14 protein-coding genes are annotated in these 18594 nt (G+C 64.8%); 4 read left to right on the plus strand and 10 right to left on the minus strand.

Features of this window, described 5'->3' with window-relative positions; genetic code table 11:
- Positions 1–186 precede the first annotated feature (186 nt).
- Both IEJ03_RS08735 and topA read right to left on the minus strand, forming a co-directional pair.
- Complete coding sequence (locus tag IEJ03_RS08735; protein ID WP_192034496.1) at positions 187–648, minus strand: DUF6586 family protein; 462 nt, start codon at positions 646–648, stop codon at positions 187–189.
- Complete coding sequence (topA, locus tag IEJ03_RS08740; protein WP_192034497.1) at positions 645–3287, minus strand: type I DNA topoisomerase; 2643 nt, start codon at positions 3285–3287, stop codon at positions 645–647. The genes IEJ03_RS08735 and topA overlap by 4 nt, the downstream gene beginning before the upstream one ends.
- 386 nt (positions 3288–3673) lie before the next feature.
- Between topA and pyk the strand changes: the two genes are divergently transcribed.
- Positions 3674–5131 carry a pyruvate kinase gene (gene pyk, locus IEJ03_RS08745; RefSeq protein ID WP_192034498.1) on the plus strand — a complete coding sequence of 486 codons (1458 nt, stop codon included), beginning with the start codon at positions 3674–3676 and terminating at the stop codon, positions 5129–5131.
- A 42-nt stretch (positions 5132–5173) separates the two neighbouring features.
- Positions 5174–5656 (plus strand): methylglyoxal synthase, encoded by a 483-nt coding sequence (locus tag IEJ03_RS08750; RefSeq protein ID WP_192034499.1) that lies wholly within the window; start codon positions 5174–5176, stop codon positions 5654–5656.
- Positions 5657–5761: 105 nt separating this feature from the next.
- Here the strand turns inward: IEJ03_RS08750 and IEJ03_RS08755 are convergent, their stop codons facing one another.
- The 3 genes from IEJ03_RS08755 to IEJ03_RS08765 all read right to left on the minus strand — a co-directional run bounded on the left by IEJ03_RS08755 (position 5762) and on the right by IEJ03_RS08765 (position 12030).
- Positions 5762–8338, minus strand: a complete 2577-nt coding sequence (locus IEJ03_RS08755; RefSeq protein WP_192034500.1) for a DUF3141 domain-containing protein — start codon at positions 8336–8338, stop codon at positions 5762–5764.
- 446 nt (positions 8339–8784) lie between these two features.
- A complete protein-coding gene (oadA, locus tag IEJ03_RS08760) occupies positions 8785–10605 on the minus strand; it encodes a sodium-extruding oxaloacetate decarboxylase subunit alpha (protein ID WP_192034501.1) in 1821 nt (606 codons plus the stop codon).
- Between the two features lie 9 nt (positions 10606–10614).
- On the minus strand, positions 10615–12030 hold the full coding sequence (locus IEJ03_RS08765) for an acetyl-CoA carboxylase biotin carboxylase subunit (RefSeq protein ID WP_192034502.1): 1416 nt from the start codon (positions 12028–12030) through the stop codon (positions 10615–10617).
- A 236-nt stretch (positions 12031–12266) separates the two neighbouring features.
- Between IEJ03_RS08765 and IEJ03_RS08770 the strand changes: the two genes are divergently transcribed.
- Entirely contained in the window at positions 12267–13262 is a 996-nt protein-coding gene (locus tag IEJ03_RS08770; RefSeq protein WP_192034503.1) for a LysR family transcriptional regulator, read from the plus strand.
- A gap of 114 nt (positions 13263–13376) precedes the next feature.
- Here IEJ03_RS08770 and dcd read toward each other — a convergent pair whose 3' ends face one another.
- Together dcd and apbC are read right to left on the minus strand one after the other, a co-directional pair.
- A complete protein-coding gene (gene dcd, locus IEJ03_RS08775; protein WP_192034504.1) occupies positions 13377–13943 on the minus strand; it encodes a dCTP deaminase in 567 nt (188 codons plus the stop codon).
- Positions 13944–14088: 145 nt separating this feature from the next.
- Positions 14089–14928 (minus strand): iron-sulfur cluster carrier protein ApbC, encoded by an 840-nt coding sequence (gene apbC, locus IEJ03_RS08780; protein WP_192034505.1) that lies wholly within the window; start codon positions 14926–14928, stop codon positions 14089–14091.
- Between the two features lie 171 nt (positions 14929–15099).
- Here apbC and IEJ03_RS08785 point away from each other — a divergent pair, with 171 nt between their 5' ends.
- On the plus strand, positions 15100–15759 hold the full coding sequence (locus IEJ03_RS08785; RefSeq protein ID WP_192034506.1) for a phosphoribosyltransferase: 660 nt from the start codon (positions 15100–15102) through the stop codon (positions 15757–15759).
- 129 nt (positions 15760–15888) lie between these two features.
- Here the strand turns inward: IEJ03_RS08785 and IEJ03_RS08790 are convergent, their stop codons facing one another.
- The 3 genes from IEJ03_RS08790 to corA all read right to left on the minus strand — a co-directional run bounded on the left by IEJ03_RS08790 (position 15889) and on the right by corA (position 18471).
- Entirely contained in the window at positions 15889–16902 is a 1014-nt protein-coding gene (locus IEJ03_RS08790; RefSeq protein ID WP_192034507.1) for a hypothetical protein, read from the minus strand.
- A gap of 131 nt (positions 16903–17033) precedes the next feature.
- Entirely contained in the window at positions 17034–17459 is a 426-nt protein-coding gene (gene arfB / locus IEJ03_RS08795; protein ID WP_192034508.1) for an alternative ribosome rescue aminoacyl-tRNA hydrolase ArfB, read from the minus strand.
- Positions 17460–17505: 46 nt separating this feature from the next.
- Positions 17506–18471, minus strand: a complete 966-nt coding sequence (corA, locus tag IEJ03_RS08800; protein WP_192034509.1) for a magnesium/cobalt transporter CorA — start codon at positions 18469–18471, stop codon at positions 17506–17508.
- Between the last annotated feature and the right edge of the window lie 123 nt (positions 18472–18594).

The following is an 18594-nucleotide window of genomic DNA, read 5'->3' on the forward strand; positions in this document are numbered from 1 at the left end:
CTGGATGAAGCCTCCAGCTGATTGGGCAATAAAAAACGACCATGGCGATCATCCATGGTCGTTGTCGATGGGGTTAGGTTACCACCGCAGGGGCACAGCCGTCACCCGAGATTCTCCGTCGGGCGGAAGGCAGCGATGCACTGATTGGGCATCGTGCATCGCTTTCCTCCCCGCGCTATTGGCGACTCACCACTCGACGCTGGTTTCGCGCAGTCGCGCCAGGGTCGCCTTGAACTCGGCGATGCATCCCGCGAGCTCATCGCCCAGGTCACGCTGTCCGGCCACGGCGATGGTCATCGGGCTTGCCACCTCGCGCCGAGCCGCACCATCCACGCCATGCAGCGCCTGGAGGCGCCCCAGCAGCCAGCCAAGCCAACTCTCCGGCTGCGCCGCCAGCGAGCGAAGCTGGGTCAGTTCGGCCACGGGGCTAGCATCTGCGGCGAGCAGCTCCCGCCATTCGTGACGGGGCAGGCGCGCATGCTCGGTCAGCTCGCGCAGCGCCGAATTCAGCGAAAGCTCGAGCAACGCCAGCGCCCCCTCCTCAGCCGACTGACGACGGGCCACGGCGTGCTCGTCGTTTCCCGCCAGGACGGCCAGCAACAGCTCAGCCTGGTAGAGCAACTGATTCGTTCGACCGCTTGACGTCATTTGCGCTTGTCCTCGACCTGCCATTTGCCTGCGTCGAAGGTAGCCTTCCAGCCGGTGGCTTTGCCATCCTCGTCGGTCATCACGAACTGCGACTTGGTCTTGCGCGAGAAGCGGATCTGGGTCGGACGACCATCCGGATCTTCGCTCGGCGCCTTGAGCAGGAAGTGGTACTTCTCCGGCAGCTCGTCGGCATGCGCCTTGAGCTCGCGCACCAGCGGCGGACGCGTTTCGCGATTCTTGGGGAACTGGCTGGCGGCAAGGAAGAGCCCACTGGCCCCATCACGCAGCACGTAGTGATCCTCGACCTTCTGGCAGGCCAGCTCCGGCATCGGGATCGGATCCATCTTGGGCGGCGCCACCTCGCCGCTCTTCAACAGCTTGCGGGTGTTCTTGCAGCTATCGCTGGTACAGCCGAAGTACTTGCCGAAGCGCCCGCTCTTGAGCTGCATCTCGGCGCCGCACTTGTCGCACTCGATGACCGGGCCTTCATAGCCCTTGATCTTGAAGTGGCCCTGCTCGATCTCGTAACCACCGCAATCGGGGCTGTTGCCGCAGATGTGCAGCTTGCGGGTCTCGTCGATCAGATAGCTGTCCATGGCCGTACCGCAGATGCCACAGCGGTGCTTGGCGCGCAGCGCATCGGTCTCGGCCTCGTCGCCGGCGTCGGCGGCCACCGCCTCGTCGCCCGGAATCAGGTCGATGGTGGTCTTGCAGCGCTCCTTGGGCGGCAGGTTGTAGCCCGAGCAGCCCAGGAAGACCCCGGTCGAGGCGGTACGGATCTGCATCTTGCGACCACAGGTCGGGCAGTCGATATCGGTAGGCACCGGCTGGTTGGGCCGCATGCCCTCCTCGCTCTCGGCCACCTCGAGTTCCTTGCGGAATTCGCCGTAGAAGGCATTGAGCAGCTCGCGCCAGTTGCGTTCGCCTTCGGCCACCTCATCGAGGTTGTCCTCCATCCGCGCCGTGAAGGAGAAGTCCATCAGGTCCGGGAAGGACTCGCTGAGCCGCTCGGTGACGATATCGCCGAGCTTCTCGGCGTAGAAGCGGCGGCTCTCGAGCTTCACATAGCCACGATCCTGGATGGTCGAGATGATGGCGGCATAGGTCGAGGGCCGGCCGATGCCCCGCTTCTCGAGCTCCTTGACCAGGCTCGCCTCGGTGAAGCGGGCCGGCGGCTTGGTGAAGTGCTGCTGCGGATCCAACGTCTCGAGGTGCATCGGCGTGCCCTCGGCCAGATCGGGCAGCGACTGATCCTCTTCCTTCTTGCCGGCGGGCTTCATGACCCGAGTGTAACCATCGAACTTGAGCACCCGGCCCTTGGCCCGAAGCTCATACCCATCGACCTCTACCGTCAGGGTGCTCGACAGGTATTCCGCCGGCGTCATCTGACAGGCCACGAACTGACGCCAGATCAGCTCGTAGAGACGCTCCGCGTCGCGCTCCATGCCGGCAAGATCCGTGGCCTTGTACGCCACATTGGAGGGGCGAATGGCCTCGTGTGCTTCCTGGGCGCCTTCCTTGCTCGAATAGCGGTTGGCCGCCTCGGGCAGATAGCGTGCGCCGTATTCCTCTTCGATATGGCCGCGCACCGCCTCGATCGCATCCTTCGACAGGTTGGTCGAGTCGGTACGCATATAGGTGATGTAGCCCGCCTCATAGAGGCGCTGGGCCATGGTCATGGTCTTCTTGACCGAGAAGCCCAGGCGACCGCTGGCGGCCTGCTGCAGGGTCGAGGTGATGAAGGGTGCATTGGGCTTGGAGCGGGTCGGCTTGTCTTCGCGACCGGTGATGGCAAGCGAGGCGGTCTTTAGCGCCGCGATGCGCTCCAGCGTCTCGGCTTCGCTGGTCGGCCGGAACGCCTTGCCATCCTGGCGCACCAGCTCGAAGCGGATCGGCGCGGCGCCCTGCTTCGTGTCGCCCGCCACCAGATCGGCATGGACATCCCAGAACTCCTCGGGCACGAAGGCGCGGATCTGGCGTTCGCGTTCGACGATCAGGCGCACCGCGACCGACTGGACTCGCCCGGCCGACAGGCCGCGGGCCACCTTGCTCCACAGAAGCGGCGAGAGCATGAAGCCCACTACCCGGTCGAGGAAGCGACGGGCCTGCTGGGCCTCGACCCGAGGAATATTGAGCTGGCCGGGATCCTGGAAGGCCTCCTGGATCGCGTTCTTGGTGATCTCGTTGAAGACCACCCGCTTGTAGCGCTCAGGCTCGCCGCCGATGGTTTCCTGCAGGTGCCAGGCAATGGCCTCCCCTTCTCGGTCCAAGTCGGTCGCGAGATAGACGGCATCGGCCTTTTCGGCATGCTTCTTCAGCTCGGCGACCACCTTCTCCTTGCCGGGCAGGATCTCGTAGTTCGCTTCCCAGTCATGCTCGGGGTCGATACCCATGCGCCGGATCAACTGATCCCAGGCCTTGCGCTTCTTGTACGACGCCTTCTCGTCCGGCGACATCTTGCGGGTCGCCGCCGCCTGGCGAGCGCGCTCCTTGGGGTCGCTGGATGCCTTACCCGAGCCGCTGGTCGGCAGGTCGCGGATATGACCCACGCTCGACTTCACGATGTAATCGTTGCCGAGATACTTATTGATCGTCTTCGCCTTGGCCGGCGACTCGACGATGACCAGTGACTTGCCCATAGTGCTCCAAATTAGTATCAGCCCGGGCCATGACGCCCCGAGGCAACAGCCGTTTGCCGACATACATTAGCGGCAGAAAAATGCGCCTACCCTACCCCAGCGCCGGAAACGGCGCCAGTCATTGAGCCGACTCGCTATCTGACCCTAGACCGCGCTACTGGGCATCGGCAAGCTTTGGTGCTGCTTCACCCAGACGACTCAGGCTGTCATCTTGTGGTGACAGCATGGAGGTGCGCCCCGGTGCCGTCGGGCTTTTCAGCCGGCCGGGGGCGTGGTGTACTATGATGTAGTAAAATCACTACATGGCTATCTGCCATTCAGATCAAGCCACGCATCACGGTTGCCACTGTGCACCACCAGTCAAGCCAACTCGTCAGGAGAGACGCATGTCGAATGCCCTAAACGGCCCCATCCGCCGCACCAAGATCGTCGCCACGCTCGGCCCCGCCAGCGACCGCGAGGGCGTGCTCGAGGAGATGATCGCTGCCGGTGTCGACGTCGTGCGACTGAACTTCTCTCACGGCTCGGCGGATGATCACCGTCACCGCTTGGGTCGTGTCCGTGAGATTGCCGACCGCCTAGGCCGGAGCGTCGCGGCTCTTGGTGACCTGCAGGGTCCGAAGATCCGCATCGCCCGCTTTGCCGATGGCGCCGTCCACCTGGAAGAAGGCCAGTCCTTCATCCTGGATGTGTCGCTGGACAGCAATGCCGGCGACGCGCAGCGCGTCGGCTGTGACTACAAGTCGCTGGCCGAGGACGTCGCAGCCGGCGACATGCTTCTGCTCGACGACGGCCGCCTGGTGCTGGAAGTGGAAAAGGTGAGCGCCCCCGAGGTGCACACCAAGGTAGTGGTGGGCGGCAAGCTCTCCAACAACAAGGGCATCAACAAGCAGGGAGGCGGGCTGTCCGCCGCGGCCCTGACCGACAAGGACAAGGCCGACCTGAAGACCGCCATCGATATCGGCGTCGACTACCTGGCGGTCTCCTTCCCGCGCACGGCCGCCGACATGCTCGAGGCTCGCGAACTGCTGGGCGAGGCCGGAAAGGAGATTGGCCTTGTGGCCAAGGTCGAGCGCGCCGAGGCGGTGGCCGATGACGAGACCCTCGACGGCATCATCAAGGCCAGCGAGGCGGTGATGGTGGCCCGCGGCGATCTCGGCGTCGAGATCGGCGATGCCCAGCTGATCGGTGTGCAGAAGCGCATGATCAAGCGTGCCCGCAGCCTCAACCGTGCCGTGATCACCGCCACTCAGATGATGGAGTCGATGATCGAATCGCCGCTGCCCACCCGCGCCGAGGTCTTCGATGTCGCCAACGCCGTGCTCGACGGCACCGATGCGGTGATGCTCTCGGCCGAGACCGCCGCCGGCGACTATCCGGTCGAGACCATCGAGGCGATGAACCGCCTGTGCCTGGGCGCGGAGCGCGAACGCAGCGCCCAGGAGTCCGGGCATCGCATGCACGAAGGGTTCAGCAAGACCGACGAGACCGTGGCCCTGTCGGCGATGTATGCCGCCAACCATCTGAAGGGGGTGGCCGCCATCGCCTGCATGACTGCCACCGGCTATACCCCGCTGATCGCCTCGCGTATCCGTTCGGGCCTGCCGATCATCGGCTTCGCCCATAGCCCCATCGCCCAGCGGCGCATGGCCCTCTATCGCGGCGTAGTCTCGCTCTATTTCGACTCCGGGAACATGAACCCCGGCGAACTGAATGAGGCGGCCCTCAAGGAACTGACCGAGCGCGGCATCGCCAAGGCCGGCGATTACGTCATCCTCACCCGCGGCGAACACATGAACGCCCACGGCGGCACCAATACCATGCAGATCCTGGACGTCCAGTAACGGCCACGACGCCATCCATCGCGCAGAGAGGAAGGAGACACCATGAGTGAGCAACGCCCAGGGCAGCAGACGACGCGCAACCTGCCGCGCCGCAAGCGCATCGCGCTGATCGCCCACGACGGCAAGAAGGATGAGCTACTGGCCTGGGCGAAGCGCTGGCATGACACCCTGGCAACCCATCAGCTGGTAGGCACGGGCACCACGGCGACCCGCGTCTCCAAGGAGCTGGGACTCGAGGTCGAGGGGCTGATGAGCGGCCCGCTGGGCGGCGATCAACAGATCGGCGCCCGCATCACCGAGCAGGCACTGGATCTGTTGATCTTCTTCTGGGATCCCTTCGCCCCCATGCCCCACGACCCGGACGTCAAGGCACTGCTGCGCCTGGCCGCCCTGTGGAACATTCCCGTGGCATGCAACGCCGCCAGCGCCGACTTCCTGATCAGCTCTCCGTATGTGAGCGAGGAATTCACGATCGGCATTCCCGATGCCGGCCGCTGGGTGTCGGCGCGGGTCGAGGGAGCCTAGCCCCTCCGACGCCCGTCCGTCGAAGTCATGCAAAAGCGCCGCCCCCAGGGGCGGCGCTTTTGTCTGCGTCACAGGTGACCGTATTCGCTACGGCCAGGGCGACGGTCAGGCGTCCCCGGAGGGCGGCGTCTTGCGGCTGGACTTGCGCGAAGCCGGTCGCCGGCGCTTGGCCTGGCCGCCAGGGGCAGTCTTCGCGGCGGTGTTACCGGCGGTACTGCCACTGGCCTTGGCCGACGGCGACTCAGACGCGCTGACCGTCTTGGTAGCCCCCGCTGCGCCTTCGGTCGCCGCGGTCCGGGGAGCGCCCTTCTCGGCACCTTTTTCAGCGTCCTTCTTCCCCGCTGCGCCCTGCCCTTCGGCGCGGTCTTCGCCTGGTTCCACCTTGGGCGTTGCCGTCTGCACCGCCTCCTCAACCTCTCGACTGGCCTGCGTCAACGACGCCTGATCGCCAGCAGCCGCCACGGACGGCTGGGCTACCGCCGTGGGCTCGGTCGGACGCGCGCGATCGAAGCAACGGCGAATCGTGTCCAGGCGTCTCGCCGCCCGCTCTCCCGGAGGACCACTGGCGGCCAGCACATGCTCGATATGAGTCAGATAATCGTCGATCTCCTGGTTATCGGCCCCCTCCAGCATGGCAGGCAGCGCGTCCAGCGCCTTGTGACGATCGAGCTTGAGGATGAAGAATTGCTCCCGCACCAGGGCCTTGAAGTCGGCCATCTTGAGATCCGGCTCCAGCTCCTGACGGGTCGCCCGCAGACGCTTGAAGTTGCGCTCATCGGTAGAGGGCGCACCGCCCAGCACGTAGATCACCGAGCGCATCACGGCGGCATGATACCCGCCCTGATCGACCCGGGCATGCAACTCGGCCTGGCGGTTGGCGACGAAGCGCTTGTGCTCGGGCTCGATGCCTGGGCGTCGCCGTACCGGTTCGCCGTCAACCCCCAAACCCACCATGGTCTGCAACCAGGGCTGGCCATAGACATGCTGGAAGAGCCGCTCCGTCGCCTGGTCACGCACCTGCTGATACGCTTCCAGCGACGCCTCGACCTGATCGGACAGGGTGAACTCCAGCTGCCGAAAGGCATTGTCACGACCCGCTTCGTGACGGTCGGCGCGAACCCGATCGGCCAGGACCGGCACCGGCACCATCAGCGGATTGCGATCGGAAAACAACTTGTACCCCAGCCGAATCGGGTGCATGCGCCGAATCCAGCGTGCCGCCGACGGCGTCATTGCCGCCCGCAACCAGGGTTGTACGAGCATCTGGTAGATCCCGAGATTGATCTCGGAGACCCGTGCCACGGTGGCGAAGCGGCGCTCGTCCTCGGCATGGGGTTTGACGATGGCGTTGACGTCATCGATATCCCGCTGAGTGAACTCCAGGAGATAGTCCCCATCGATGTGCACGGCCTCGGCCGCTCCGCGCGCGGCCGTTTCCGTCACCGTGGTCTCGTAGAGCCCCGGCGGCAACACGTCGATATAGTCCATGTTGGCGGTAAACTCGGCGTGCTCCTTGCGGGACACACTGCCCGACACGAAGATCCCCAGGTGACCGGTGGTATCGTGCTGGCAGTAAACGATGGTCTGCTCATTGGCGACGATGTCGTCGACATCGCCATAGAGATCGCCGATCCAGCCAAGCGCCTGGGGCGGTGGGGTGATGTCGTCGCCCTTGGAACAGAAGACCACGATCGGCGAGCGCACGTTGCGCAGGTCGATCCGACGGCCATCGCGAGTGGTCAGGCGCGCATTGCTGAGCCGGTTGCCGACGAACAGGTTGTCGACGATGTACTGGATCTCTTCGGCGCCGAGCACCACATGTCCGCCCCACCAGCGCTCGAACTGCAGGTAGCGCTCGGCCTCGCGATCGATATTGGCGTAGAGGCGGTACTGCTTGGTCCAGAGCGTGTTGGCCGGATTGAGCTTCTCGAAATTCTGTACCAGCAAGGCACCGTCGAAGAGCCCGGCACCCAGATCACCGGCCAGGGCCGTCGCCCAGCTGCCGCCGGTCATGCCGCCAGAGTAGCGCATGGGCGCCTTGCCCCGCTCCCCGGCCCAGTAGGACAAGGGCGCCCCGGCGATCAGGATAGGACCGAAGCAATCGGGCTCCAGCGCCGCGGCCATCATGATCTGCCAGCCGGCCTGACAGTTGCCGACTACCATGGGCTTCTCGGTCAGGTGATCATGACGGGCGATCACCTCCCACAGGAAGGCGATCTCGGCCTCGACCACATCCTCGACCGTCTGCCCCGGCTCGGGAAACGGCAGGAAGCCGATGAAATAGCAAGGATGCCCCGCGCGCAGCGCCACGCCGAGCTCGCTGTCCGGCTTGAAGCCGCCGATCCCGGGACCGTGGCCGGCCCGGGGATCGACGACCACGAAGGGTCGCATGTCGGGGTCAACCTCGACACCCTCGGGGGGCAGGATGCGCATCAGCTCATAATTGACCGGCCGCGGCAGGTCGCGGCCGTCCATGATCACTTCGGACTCGAAGCCCAGCACATTCGGTTTGGTCTGCTCCATGTGCTCGAGGTACTGATTGCCGCGCTCCCGCATCACATCCAGGAACAGCACCTGGCGCTCGACGGCATCGCGCCAGTAGTCCAGCGCGCTTTGTCCAAGCCCCAGCGGGTCAAAAAACGACAATGCCGTTTGGGTCATATTGTTATAGGCAGCAAGCATAGGGTTCTCCCGGTCGTCGGTGGGATGCAGGCCATTCCCTGGCCATGCTGCGATGCAAAACAGATTAGCGCGAAAGCCCGCCGCTTGTCATCGACTCATGCCGCTCGAGCCAAGGACAGCCCTCCACGCCGGCATCGACGACGAAGGATCGACGTGGACCCGCTGGCGCAGCAACATCGGCCGCATGGGAGACGAAAAACAGCCATGCTGCCCCCTTGCCTCACCGGGTCGGCACATCGGCTCGATGCCCGGAGCGGCAGAGGAAGGACGACAAGAAAGAGATGATCAAGCAAAAGAGGCTGGGAAAGAAGGGGCTGGGAAAGGGGCGAAAACCGGCGCTTAGCCCTGGCTGGGCGAGGAATTGACGATACGCTGGCGAAGGGGGTCGCGCCTGAACGAGAGTGCAGCCGGCCAGCCGCTTCGGCCGGCCGGCTGCAACGCCATCATCACTCGATCTCGATCAGCACCTCGCCGGGGGTCACCCGATCGCCCTTGGCCACGTGGATCGCCACTACGCTGCCGGCCTGTCGGGCATGTACCTCGGTCTCCATCTTCATGGCCTCGCTGATCAGCACCGCCTGGCCCGCCTCGACCGTATCGCCGACGGCCACCAGCACCTCGACGATATTGCCCGGCATGGCGGTGGTCACGTGCCCCTTGCCTGAGGCGCGCGCCCGCCCGCCCTTGCTCGTCGGGGCGGCGTCATAGCTGTCACGCGCCTCGAAGACCACCGATTCGGGCATGCCATCCAGGGTCAGGTAGACCTGACGCTTACCGCCGGCATCGCTGCCCACGCCGGTGATCTGCACCTCATAGGATTCGCCATGCACGTCGATCACGAACTCGGTCGGCGTGGCCTCGGTGACCGGCCGCTGAGCATCGCCCATCGCCGGCAGCGCTTCGGGCACCAGGCTGCCTTCACGCCGCCCCTGGAGGAAGTCGCGCCCCAGGTCTGGGAACATGGCATAGGTCAGCACGTCTTCCTCGCTTTCGGCGAGCTCGCCGATGTCGGCGGTAAGGCGCGCCATCTCCGGGCTCAGCTGATCGGCGGGACGCCCCTCCTCGACCTGCTGATTGCCGATCGCCCGCTTCTTCAGCCCCTCGTCCACCGCTGCCGGCGGCTGACCGTACCCCCCCAGCAGATAGCGCTTGACCTCGTTGGTGATCGACTTGTAGCGGCTACCGGTGAGCACGTTCATCACCGCCTGGGTGCCAACGATCTGCGAGGTCGGGGTGACCAGCGGCGGAAAGCCCAGGTCCTCGCGCACTCGAGGGATCTCCGCGAACACCTCGCGGATCTGCGACAGGGCGTTCTGCTCCTTGAGCTGGTTGGCCAGGTTGGACATCATGCCGCCGGGCACCTGGTTGATCTGCACCGCCACGTCTTCACGCGTGAACTCGCTCTCGAAGCCCGAGTACTTCTTGCGCACCTCGCGAAGCTGATCGCCCACCGCCTTGATCGCCTCCAGGTCGAGACCGGTGTCGTAGGGCGTATCCTTGAAGGCCGCCACCATGGCCTCGGTGGAGGGATGGCTGGTGCCACCGGCGAAGGCCGAGTTGCAGGTATCGATGTGTCGGCAGCCGGCTTCCACGGCCTTGAGCTGGCACTGCGCCGCCAGCCCTGAGGTTGCATGGGAATGCAGGTGCACCGGCACCTCGACGCACTCGACCAGCGCGGCGACCAGTTGCTCGGTCGCATAGGGCGTCAACAGGCCGGCCATGTCCTTGATGGCGATGGAATCTGCACCCATGTCCACCAGCCGCTGGGCATCCGCGACGTAGCGCTCCAGGGTATGGACCGGGCTGACCGTATAGCAGAGGGTGCCCTGCGCATGCTTGCCGCTGGCCTTGACCGCACGCATCGCGGTCTCCAGGTTGCGCAGGTCGTTGAGGGCATCGAAGACCCGGAAGATGTCGACGCCGTTGTCGGCCGCCCTGGCGACGAAGCGCTCCACCACATCGTCGGCATAGTGGCGATAGCCGAGCAGGTTCTGGCCGCGCAGCAGCATCTGCAGGGGCGTGTTGGGCAGGGCCGCCTTGAGCTGCACCAGGCGCTGCCAGGGATCTTCCTTGAGGAAGCGCACGCAGGCATCGAAGGTCGCCCCACCCCAGACCTCCAGGGAATGGAAGCCGATGGCGTCGAGGGCCGGGCAGATCGGCAGCATGTCCTCGGTGCGCAGCCGGGTGGCGATCAGCGACTGATGACCGTCGCGCAGCACCACGTCGGTGATGTTGACGGCAGAAGCGGAAGCAGGTGTCGATGTCATGATGTCTCCTTAGAGGCCGGCGTGGGCGGCGATGGCGGCGGCAATCACCAGGGCCGCCTCTTCGGGGTTGCGCTTGACCGAGTAGTTAAGCAGCTCGGGGTGCGCCGGCACGAAGCCGGTATCGAAGTGTCCACTACGGAAGTCGGCATGGCGCAGGATCTCCTCGTAGTAGGGCGCCGTGGTCTTGACGCCCTGCAGACGCATGTCATTGAGCGCCCGGATGCCTCGGTCGAGGGTCTCTTCCCAGGTCAGCCCCCAGACCACCAGCTTCAGGCACAGCGAGTCGAAGTAAGGGGGAATCTGATAGCCGGTGTAGATGGCGGTATCGGTTCGCACGCCGGGGCCGCCGGGCGCGTAGTAGCGGGTGATGCGCCCGAAGGATGGCAGGAAGTCGTTCTTCGGGTCCTCGGCATTGATGCGAAACTGGATCGCATAGCCATGGTGATGGATATCTTCCTGGCGAAAGGCCAGCTTGTGACCGCTGGCGATGCGCAGCTGCTCGCGAACGATATCCACTCCGGTGATGGACTCGGTGATGGTGTGCTCGACCTGCACCCGAGTATTCATCTCCATGAAGTAGATCTCGTTGCCCTTGACCAGGAACTCCACGGTACCGGCGTTCTCGTACCCCACTGCCTTGGCCGCGCGCACGGCAAGCTCGCCGACATAGGCACGCTGTTCAGGGGTCAGCTGCGGGCTGGGCGCGATCTCGATCAGCTTCTGATTACGACGCTGGATGGAGCAGTCGCGCTCGAAGAGGTGGATCACGCTGCCGCGCTGATCGGCGAGGATCTGCACCTCGATGTGATGGGGATCCACCACGCATTTCTCGAGGAAGACATCGGCGGAGCCGAAGGCCTTGGTGGCCTCCGAGACCACGCGCTCCCAGGCCTGCTCCAGCTGGGCCGCACTGTCACAGCGCCGGATGCCCCGGCCGCCTCCACCGGAGGTGGCCTTGAGCATCACCGGATAGCCGATGCGCTCGGCTTCGGCGAGCGCGGCGTCGCAATCGGCCAGGTTACCTTCTGACCCCGGCGTAACAGGCACGCCCGCCTCACGCATGGCGCACCGAGCCGCGGTCTTGTCCCCCATCCGAGCAATTACCGCGGCCGACGGGCCGACGAAGGTGATGCCGGCGGCCTCGCAGATGCGGGCAAACTCTTCATTTTCCGACAGGAAGCCGTAACCGGGATGGATGGCATCGCAGCCGGTCTCGCGGGCCAGATCCACCAGGCGTCGTGGATCGAGGTAGCCATCGAGGGGGTCATCACCGACCTGGTAGGCCTCGTCGGCTCGCTTGACGTGCAAGGCGAAGCGGTCGGGCTCGGTATAGATGGCCACCGACCGGATGCCAAGCTCGGCGCAGGCGCGCTCAATGCGCACGGCGATTTCGCCGCGATTGGCAATCAACAGTTTCTGGAACACGTATCGAATCTCCAGGGTAACGGGTTGCGTCCTGATCTAGCCTGCGAAACACTCGAAAGCCCCCGGGAGGTCGGCCGTCGCCCTCTTCCTCCCTCGACCAGCGGCTCACGGGTATCCAGCTAGGCGTCGTAACAGGACGTTTTTCACGCTACCGGGTGTCGAACCAATAGAAAAATTGATATTTTTTTGCCAACCTATAAGCTATACCTTATAGCTGATCCGTTGCGGGAATGCCGATGACTCGACCCAGTCTGCTCAATCGCCTGACTTTTCGTCAGTTGCAGGTCTTTCAGGCCGTGCATCGCCAGCAGTCGTATTCCCGGGCCGCCGAGCAACTCGGCCTCACCCAGCCCGCGGTGAGCGCCCAGATTCGTCAGCTCGAGCAGGCACTGGAACAACCGCTGTTCAAGTATGCCGGCAAGACCCTCCATGTGCTGCCCGCCGCCGATGCCCTGGCCGCCTCGGTGACCTCGATCTTCGGCCAGGTGTCCAGCCTGCAGATGGAGCTCTCAGAGATTGCCGGCACCATTCGTGGCGAGCTCAACCTGGCGGCGGTCTCTACCGCCCAGTACGTGGTGCCTCATATCCTGGCGCGCTTTCGCGCCCGCTATCCCGAAGTCACCATCCGGCTGCGGGTCTGCAACCGCAGCCAGGCCCTCGAGCGCCTCGCCGAGCGCCGCGACGATCTGGTGATCATGGGCATGGTGCCCCAGGATGCTCAGCTGGCCTTCATGCCGATCCTCGATAACGAGCTGATTCCGGTGGTGTGGCCGGGGCACCCCCTGCTGACCGCCGCCAAACCAAGCCTCGAGGATTTCGCGCGCCACTATGTGCTGATGCGCGAGCCCGGCTCCGGGACGCGCACCGCCTTCGAGGAATTCGCGGCAAGGGAACGGGTATCGCTGCCGCATACCATCGAGCTGGGCACCAACGAGGCGATCAAGCAGGGCATCATGGCCCATCTGGGCGTGGCGGTCCTGCCGCGGCTTGCCGTGCAGCTGGAAATCGCCTCTGGACTGCTGGCCTCGCCCAAGCTGCCCGGCTTCCCCCTAAGGCGTTCCTGGTGCACCGTCTATCCCAAGGACCGACCGCCTTCGCCGGTCACCGAACTGTTCCTGCGCTGCCTGCGCGAGTTGCTGCCCGAGCTCAACCGCCATTTCAACAGCCCGCTCGAACCCATGCCGGGCCACGGCGTGGTGTGCCTGCCGGCATTGGACAGCCCGCACTCCTAGCCCGAGCGGCACAGAGCAAAGACGACAGTTGCCGGCCATTACCTGACCTTCCAGCACCCACAAAAAAGCCGGGCTCGATGAGCCCGGCCTTGCTTCGTCGCTAGCGGCACGGCATCAGGTACGCGGCAGGGTCACGCCACGCTGGCCCATGTACTTGCCACCCCGATCCTTGTAGGACGTCTCGCAGACCTCGTCGGATTCCAGGAACAGCATCTGCGCCACGCCCTCGTTGGCGTAGATCTTGGCCGGCAGATTGGTGGTGTTGGAGAACTCGAGGGTCACGTGCCCTTCCCACTCGGGCTCCAGCGGCGTGACGTTGACGATGATGCCGCAACGGGCGTAGGTCGACTTGCCCAGGCAGATGGTCAGCACATTGCGCGGGATACGGAAGTATTCCACGGTACGCGCCAAGGCGAAGGAGTTGGGGGGGATCACGCAGACATCGCCCTTGACATCGACGAAGCTCTTCTCATCGAAGGCCTTGGGGTCCACCACCGCCGAATGGATGTTGGTGAACACCTTGAACTCGTCGGAGCAGCGCACGTCGTAGCCGTAGCTGGAGGTGCCATAGGAGATCACCCGCTGCTCGTTGACGTAACGCACCTGATCCTCCATGAACGGTTCGATCATTCCGTCACTCGCGGCCATGCGACGGATCCAGTTATCGGACTTGATGCTCATGGGTGATTCCTTGGGGCGTCGTGGGGATAGGAAAAAACAGGGCCGCTATCATAACGGCCCTGACGGTGTTCCAAAAGACTTGCGCCCCGTTAAGCCTCGTGAACGGGCCTTGGGGTCCGACATCGATCTCGTGACCTGATCGCTCCTAGTCGCCGAAGGAGATGCTCGGCCCCTCGGCCTCCTGAGCCTCGACGCTCTTGGCCACGGCACGCGCCACCTGGCGGAAGGTGGTCGCCACCTCGCCGTCCGGTTCGGCGACCACGGTCGGGCGGCCGCCATCGGCCTGCTCGCGGATGCCGAGACTCAGCGGCAGCTGGCCGAGCAGGGTTGTCTCGTACTGAGAGGCGATCCGTTCGCCGCCGCCGGCGCCGAAGATCGGCTCCTGGTGACCGCACTGGGAGCAGACATGCAGGCTCATGTTCTCGACGATCCCCAGCACCGGGACATTGACCTTGCGGAACATCTCGATGCCCTTGCGCGCATCCAGCAGGGCGATGTCCTGGGGCGTGGTGACAATCACCGCACCGTCCACCTCGACTTTCTGCGCCAGTGTCAGCTGGATATCGCCGGTGCCCGGCGGCATGTCGATGAACAGATAGTCCAGGTCATCCCAGGCCGTCTGGTTGAGCAGCTGCTGGAAGGCCCCGGCGACCATCGGGCCTCGCCACACCATGGGCTCGGTGATATCGACCATGAAGGCCATCGACATCGCCTGAATGCCATGCGCTTCCAGAGGCGCGAAGCGGTTCTCTCCCGCCTGTTGCGGCCGCACGCCCTCGCCGATGCCCAGCATCTGCGCCTGGCTGGGGCCATAGATATCGGCATCCAGGAGCCCGACCCGATAGCCTTCGGCGGCCATGGCAAGTGCCAGATTAGCGGTCACAGTGGACTTGCCTACGCCACCCTTGCCCGACGCCACGGCGACAATATGCTTTACACCCTCCATTACGATCCTCTCCTGTATCGTTGATCGTCGGCATCGCATGCCGCCATGAGGCGGAGTATAACCCGCGTGAACCGGGCAATCCCAAGCATGCTAGTCAACTTTTCACCCCGAGGGGGTCCGAGAGGCGTCGTCGAGAGACGAGACCAAGATCCCTCTTCGCGCCACGTTTCTGACCTACGCTGAAAGTGAGCCCTTCAGGATCACCCCACCATGATCTTCCACGACCGCCACGATGCCGGACGCCAGCTCGCCGCCGCCCTGGATACCTACCGCCAGCCCCCGCCACCGCTGGTGCTCGGGCTGCCCCGGGGCGGCGTACCGGTGGCCTTCGAGGTGGCGCAGGCCTTGGGCGGCGAGTTGGATGTGCTGGTGGTGCGCAAGCTCGGTGTGCCGTGGCATCCGGAACTCGCCATGGGCGCCATCGCCGGCCACGGCGTCTGCATCCTCAATCATGACCTGATTGCACGCCTCGGCGTCAATCAGGACCGCCTCGACGCCATCATCGCCGACGAGACGAGAGAGCTTGCACGCCGCGAGCTTGCCTACCGGGGCCCCCGGCCACGGCCGCACATCGCCGGGCGCCGCGTGATCCTGGTCGACGACGGCCTGGCCACCGGGGCCACCATGCAGGCCGCGGTAGAGGCGTTGCGCGAGCAGGGGCCACGGGAGCTGGTGGTGGCGGTGCCCGTGGCGGCCGCCGACAGCCTCGCCGAGATCGAGGAACTCGCCGATCGGGTCGTGTGCCTGCAAACACCCTGCGACTTCATGGCGGTGGGACAGTGGTACCAGACCTTCGGCCAGACCAGCGACGAGGAAGTCCTCGCGCTGCTGGCGCGTGCTGCCTCGCCCCGGTCACCGCCAGCATCATAGTCCAGGAAGCGGCCCGGCCTGATCGAGACGGGCCTCGACCAGCAGAACCCGCCCGCTTGAAACGACACGGCCCCCGCGAACGGGGGCCGTGATTCATGCTACTGGTGCTTCAGGCACTACTGCCGAGGATCATTCGGCCTGGCGATCCTGCAGCAGCTCCTCCTGGTTGCGCTCTTCCTGTGAGGCCTTCGCCTGATCAGCCTGCTGCGGTGTGGAATCCTCGCTTCCACCTTCCGGCGCCGCTGTTTCAGCCCCCGGCGCGGAGCTCGAGGCATCCCCCGTCTCGGCGCCCTGCTGGGTTTCCTGTGCCATGGAACCCACCTCGACCTGGCTGAGCTCGTCACGCCATTCGGCGAGCTGAGTCTCGAGCCGGTCGAGCTGGTTGCGGCGGGTATCAGCCTGATCGGTCAGGTTGGCCACCTGCTCCTGAACGCTGGCACGCTGCTGCTGAGTCGCGTCGAGTTCATCGAGCGCCTGGGTCAGATTCGCGTCGACATGGCTGAAGGACTGCTCGGCGGCCGCGATCTTGGCCTCCAGCGAGGCGACCCGCTCCTCTCGAGCGGCAATCTCCTCGTCCAGTGCCACACGACGTTCTTCGCGGGAGGCGATGTTGCTTTTCAGCTCCGCCTGGCGCCCTTCGGCCTCGGCAATCGCACTGCGGCTCTCCTCGAGGGTCGCCTGCGCCTCGTCGCGGGCCTGTTCGGCCTGCTCGACCTGGCCGACCAGCGTTTCATGCTCGGCCTGGCGGGCGGCGATCGCCGTGTCGAGTTCCTCCAGCTGCGCCTCGCGCTCCTCGAGCGTCGCGGCCAAGGCATCCTGGCGGGACTGCGCCTCATCCACGGTCTCTTCAAGCGTCGCCAGCCGTGTCTTGGCCGCGTCGATCTGGGTGTTCAGGTCGGCAAGGGCCGATTCCGCCGCCTCGAGGGAATCGTAGGTCTCGCTGAAGGCCGCGACACGATCACTCAAGGCCTGACGCTCGCTCTCGAGCTCGGCCACTCGCGCGTCCAATTGTTCTCGCTGTTCACGCTCGCCGCTGGCATTGGAACCGGCATAGAAGGCATAGAGCACCGCCAGCACCAGCACCACGACCAACGCCTTGACGCGGTTATCCTTGAGTAATTCACCCATCGACTGATCTGCCATCCCATCGTCTCCTGTCCGCCCAGCGGATCCACGATCCACCAGGCCATTGAATCCTTACAGTCCCGGTCGTAAGCCCTCCGGGCCGAACATTCAAGATAGAAAAAACCAGCGTTGACTGCCATGCGCCTGGGTCAGTCGATGGCCTGCCGGCTCACCTTGCCGCGCATGGCCTTGTGCTTGCCGCGCTGCTTCTTCTGTTCGATGCGCCGCTGCTTGGCGCCCTTGCTGGGGCGGGTGGGAATCCGCTTCTTGGGCGCATAGAGCACGCGCTTGATCAACGACTTGAGCCGGGCCAGCGCCTCCTGACGGTTGCGCTCCTGGGTGCGGTGTTCCTGGGCCTTGATGATCACCACGCCGTCGCGGCTGATACGCTTGTCATGCAGCGCCAGGAGTTGTTCCTTGACGCCCTCGGGCAATCGAGAAGCACGAATATCGAAGCGCAGATGTATTGCCGAGGCGACCTTGTTGACATTCTGTCCGCCGGCGCCCTGGGCGCGCACCGCCTGCAGGTCCAGTTCGTCGTCGCTGATGACGATCTGTCGCGATACTTCCAGCATGGAGAGGGTTCCTTGTCACCGTGGTGTGTAAGTGTCGTGCCGAGGGTTAGAGCCAGCCCGCCCGGCGGAACCGCCAGTAGAGGGTTCCGCAGGCAAGCCCCATGATCGACAGGGCGAGAGGATAACCGAGCCGCCAGTCGAGTTCCGGCATGTGCGTGAAGTTCATACCCCAGATGCCGGCCAGGATCGTCGCCACGGCGAAGATCGCCGCCCAGGCCGCCAGGCGCTTGTGCACCTCGCTCTCGTCGATGGCAACCATCGAGAGGTTGACCTGGATCGCGGTGATGATGGTCTCGCGAATGGCATCGACTCCGACCTCGATGCGGTGAAGGTGATCATACACGTCGCGGAAGTATTCGCGGGTATTGAGACACAGCGCCGGTACCCGCCCACCGATCAGGTGAGCCGTGGCCTCGGCCAGCGGCGTCACGGCATGCTTGAGCAGCATGGTCCGGCGCTTGAGCTGATAGAGGCGCTCGAGACTCAGGCGTGCCGTGCCTCGGATGAAGATCTGATCCTCGATCTCCTCCAGCTCATTCTCCAGCGACTCGACCACCGGAAAGTAGCGATCCACCATGGCATCCAGCAGCGCGTAGAGCACGAAGGCTGGCCCCTGCTTGAGCAGATGCGGTTCCCGCTCACAGCGCGCCCGTACCCCGAGAAAGCCCTGGGTCGCATGCTGGCGTACCGACAGCACATAGCGCTCGCCGAGGAACACCGCGAGCTCCCCCTCATCGAATTCGCCGTCGACCAGGGTGATGGGGCGCATGAAGGCAAACAGCGCCTTGCCATATTCCTCGATCTTGGGTCGCTGCTGGCCGTGAAGGGCATCTTCCACGGCCAGCTCGTGGAGGTCGAAGACCTCCTCGAGGCTCCGGAACTCCTCGGGATCCGGGTCATGCAGGGCGACCCACACGAAGCAGTCGGGCTGTTGCATGGCCTCGGCGATGTCCTCGACACGGATATCCCGCTGGCGATGCCCGTGTTCATAGGCGACACAGTTGACGATCATCGGCGAGCTCCTGGCAGGATCCTGGATGCCTCGACGCTCCGGACAGCGGATGACGCTCGAAGCCGAACGGCTCACGAAAGCGACGAGCCCACCCTGCCAAGCGTTGTCACCCGAAGCGCAAAC

Origin of the sequence: Halomonas sp. YLGW01 (genome assembly GCF_014840935.1) — a bacterium.
In the GTDB taxonomy this organism is placed as follows: domain Bacteria; phylum Pseudomonadota; class Gammaproteobacteria; order Pseudomonadales; family Halomonadaceae; genus Onishia.

What these genes read in the sequence shown, in the direction of transcription:
- IEJ03_RS08735 (WP_192034496.1), bottom strand. Translation starts at nt 648, where the DNA reads ATGACGTCAAGCGGTCGAACGAATCAGTTGCTCTACCAGGCTGAGCTG.
- topA (WP_192034497.1), bottom strand. Translation starts at nt 3,287, where the DNA reads ATGGGCAAGTCACTGGTCATCGTCGAGTCGCCGGCCAAGGCGAAGACG.
- pyk (WP_192034498.1), top strand. Translation starts at nt 3,674, where the DNA reads ATGTCGAATGCCCTAAACGGCCCCATCCGCCGCACCAAGATCGTCGCC.
- IEJ03_RS08750 (WP_192034499.1), top strand. Translation starts at nt 5,174, where the DNA reads ATGAGTGAGCAACGCCCAGGGCAGCAGACGACGCGCAACCTGCCGCGC.
- IEJ03_RS08755 (WP_192034500.1), bottom strand. Translation starts at nt 8,338, where the DNA reads ATGCTTGCTGCCTATAACAATATGACCCAAACGGCATTGTCGTTTTTT.
- oadA (WP_192034501.1), bottom strand. Translation starts at nt 10,605, where the DNA reads ATGACATCGACACCTGCTTCCGCTTCTGCCGTCAACATCACCGACGTG.
- IEJ03_RS08770 (WP_192034503.1), top strand. Translation starts at nt 12,267, where the DNA reads ATGACTCGACCCAGTCTGCTCAATCGCCTGACTTTTCGTCAGTTGCAG.
- dcd (WP_192034504.1), bottom strand. Translation starts at nt 13,943, where the DNA reads ATGAGCATCAAGTCCGATAACTGGATCCGTCGCATGGCCGCGAGTGAC.
- apbC (WP_192034505.1), bottom strand. Translation starts at nt 14,928, where the DNA reads ATGCGATGCCGACGATCAACGATACAGGAGAGGATCGTAATGGAGGGT.
- IEJ03_RS08785 (WP_192034506.1), top strand. Translation starts at nt 15,100, where the DNA reads ATGATCTTCCACGACCGCCACGATGCCGGACGCCAGCTCGCCGCCGCC.
- IEJ03_RS08790 (WP_192034507.1), bottom strand. Translation starts at nt 16,902, where the DNA reads ATGGCAGATCAGTCGATGGGTGAATTACTCAAGGATAACCGCGTCAAG.
- arfB (WP_192034508.1), bottom strand. Translation starts at nt 17,459, where the DNA reads ATGCTGGAAGTATCGCGACAGATCGTCATCAGCGACGACGAACTGGAC.
- corA (WP_192034509.1), bottom strand. Translation starts at nt 18,471, where the DNA reads ATGATCGTCAACTGTGTCGCCTATGAACACGGGCATCGCCAGCGGGAT.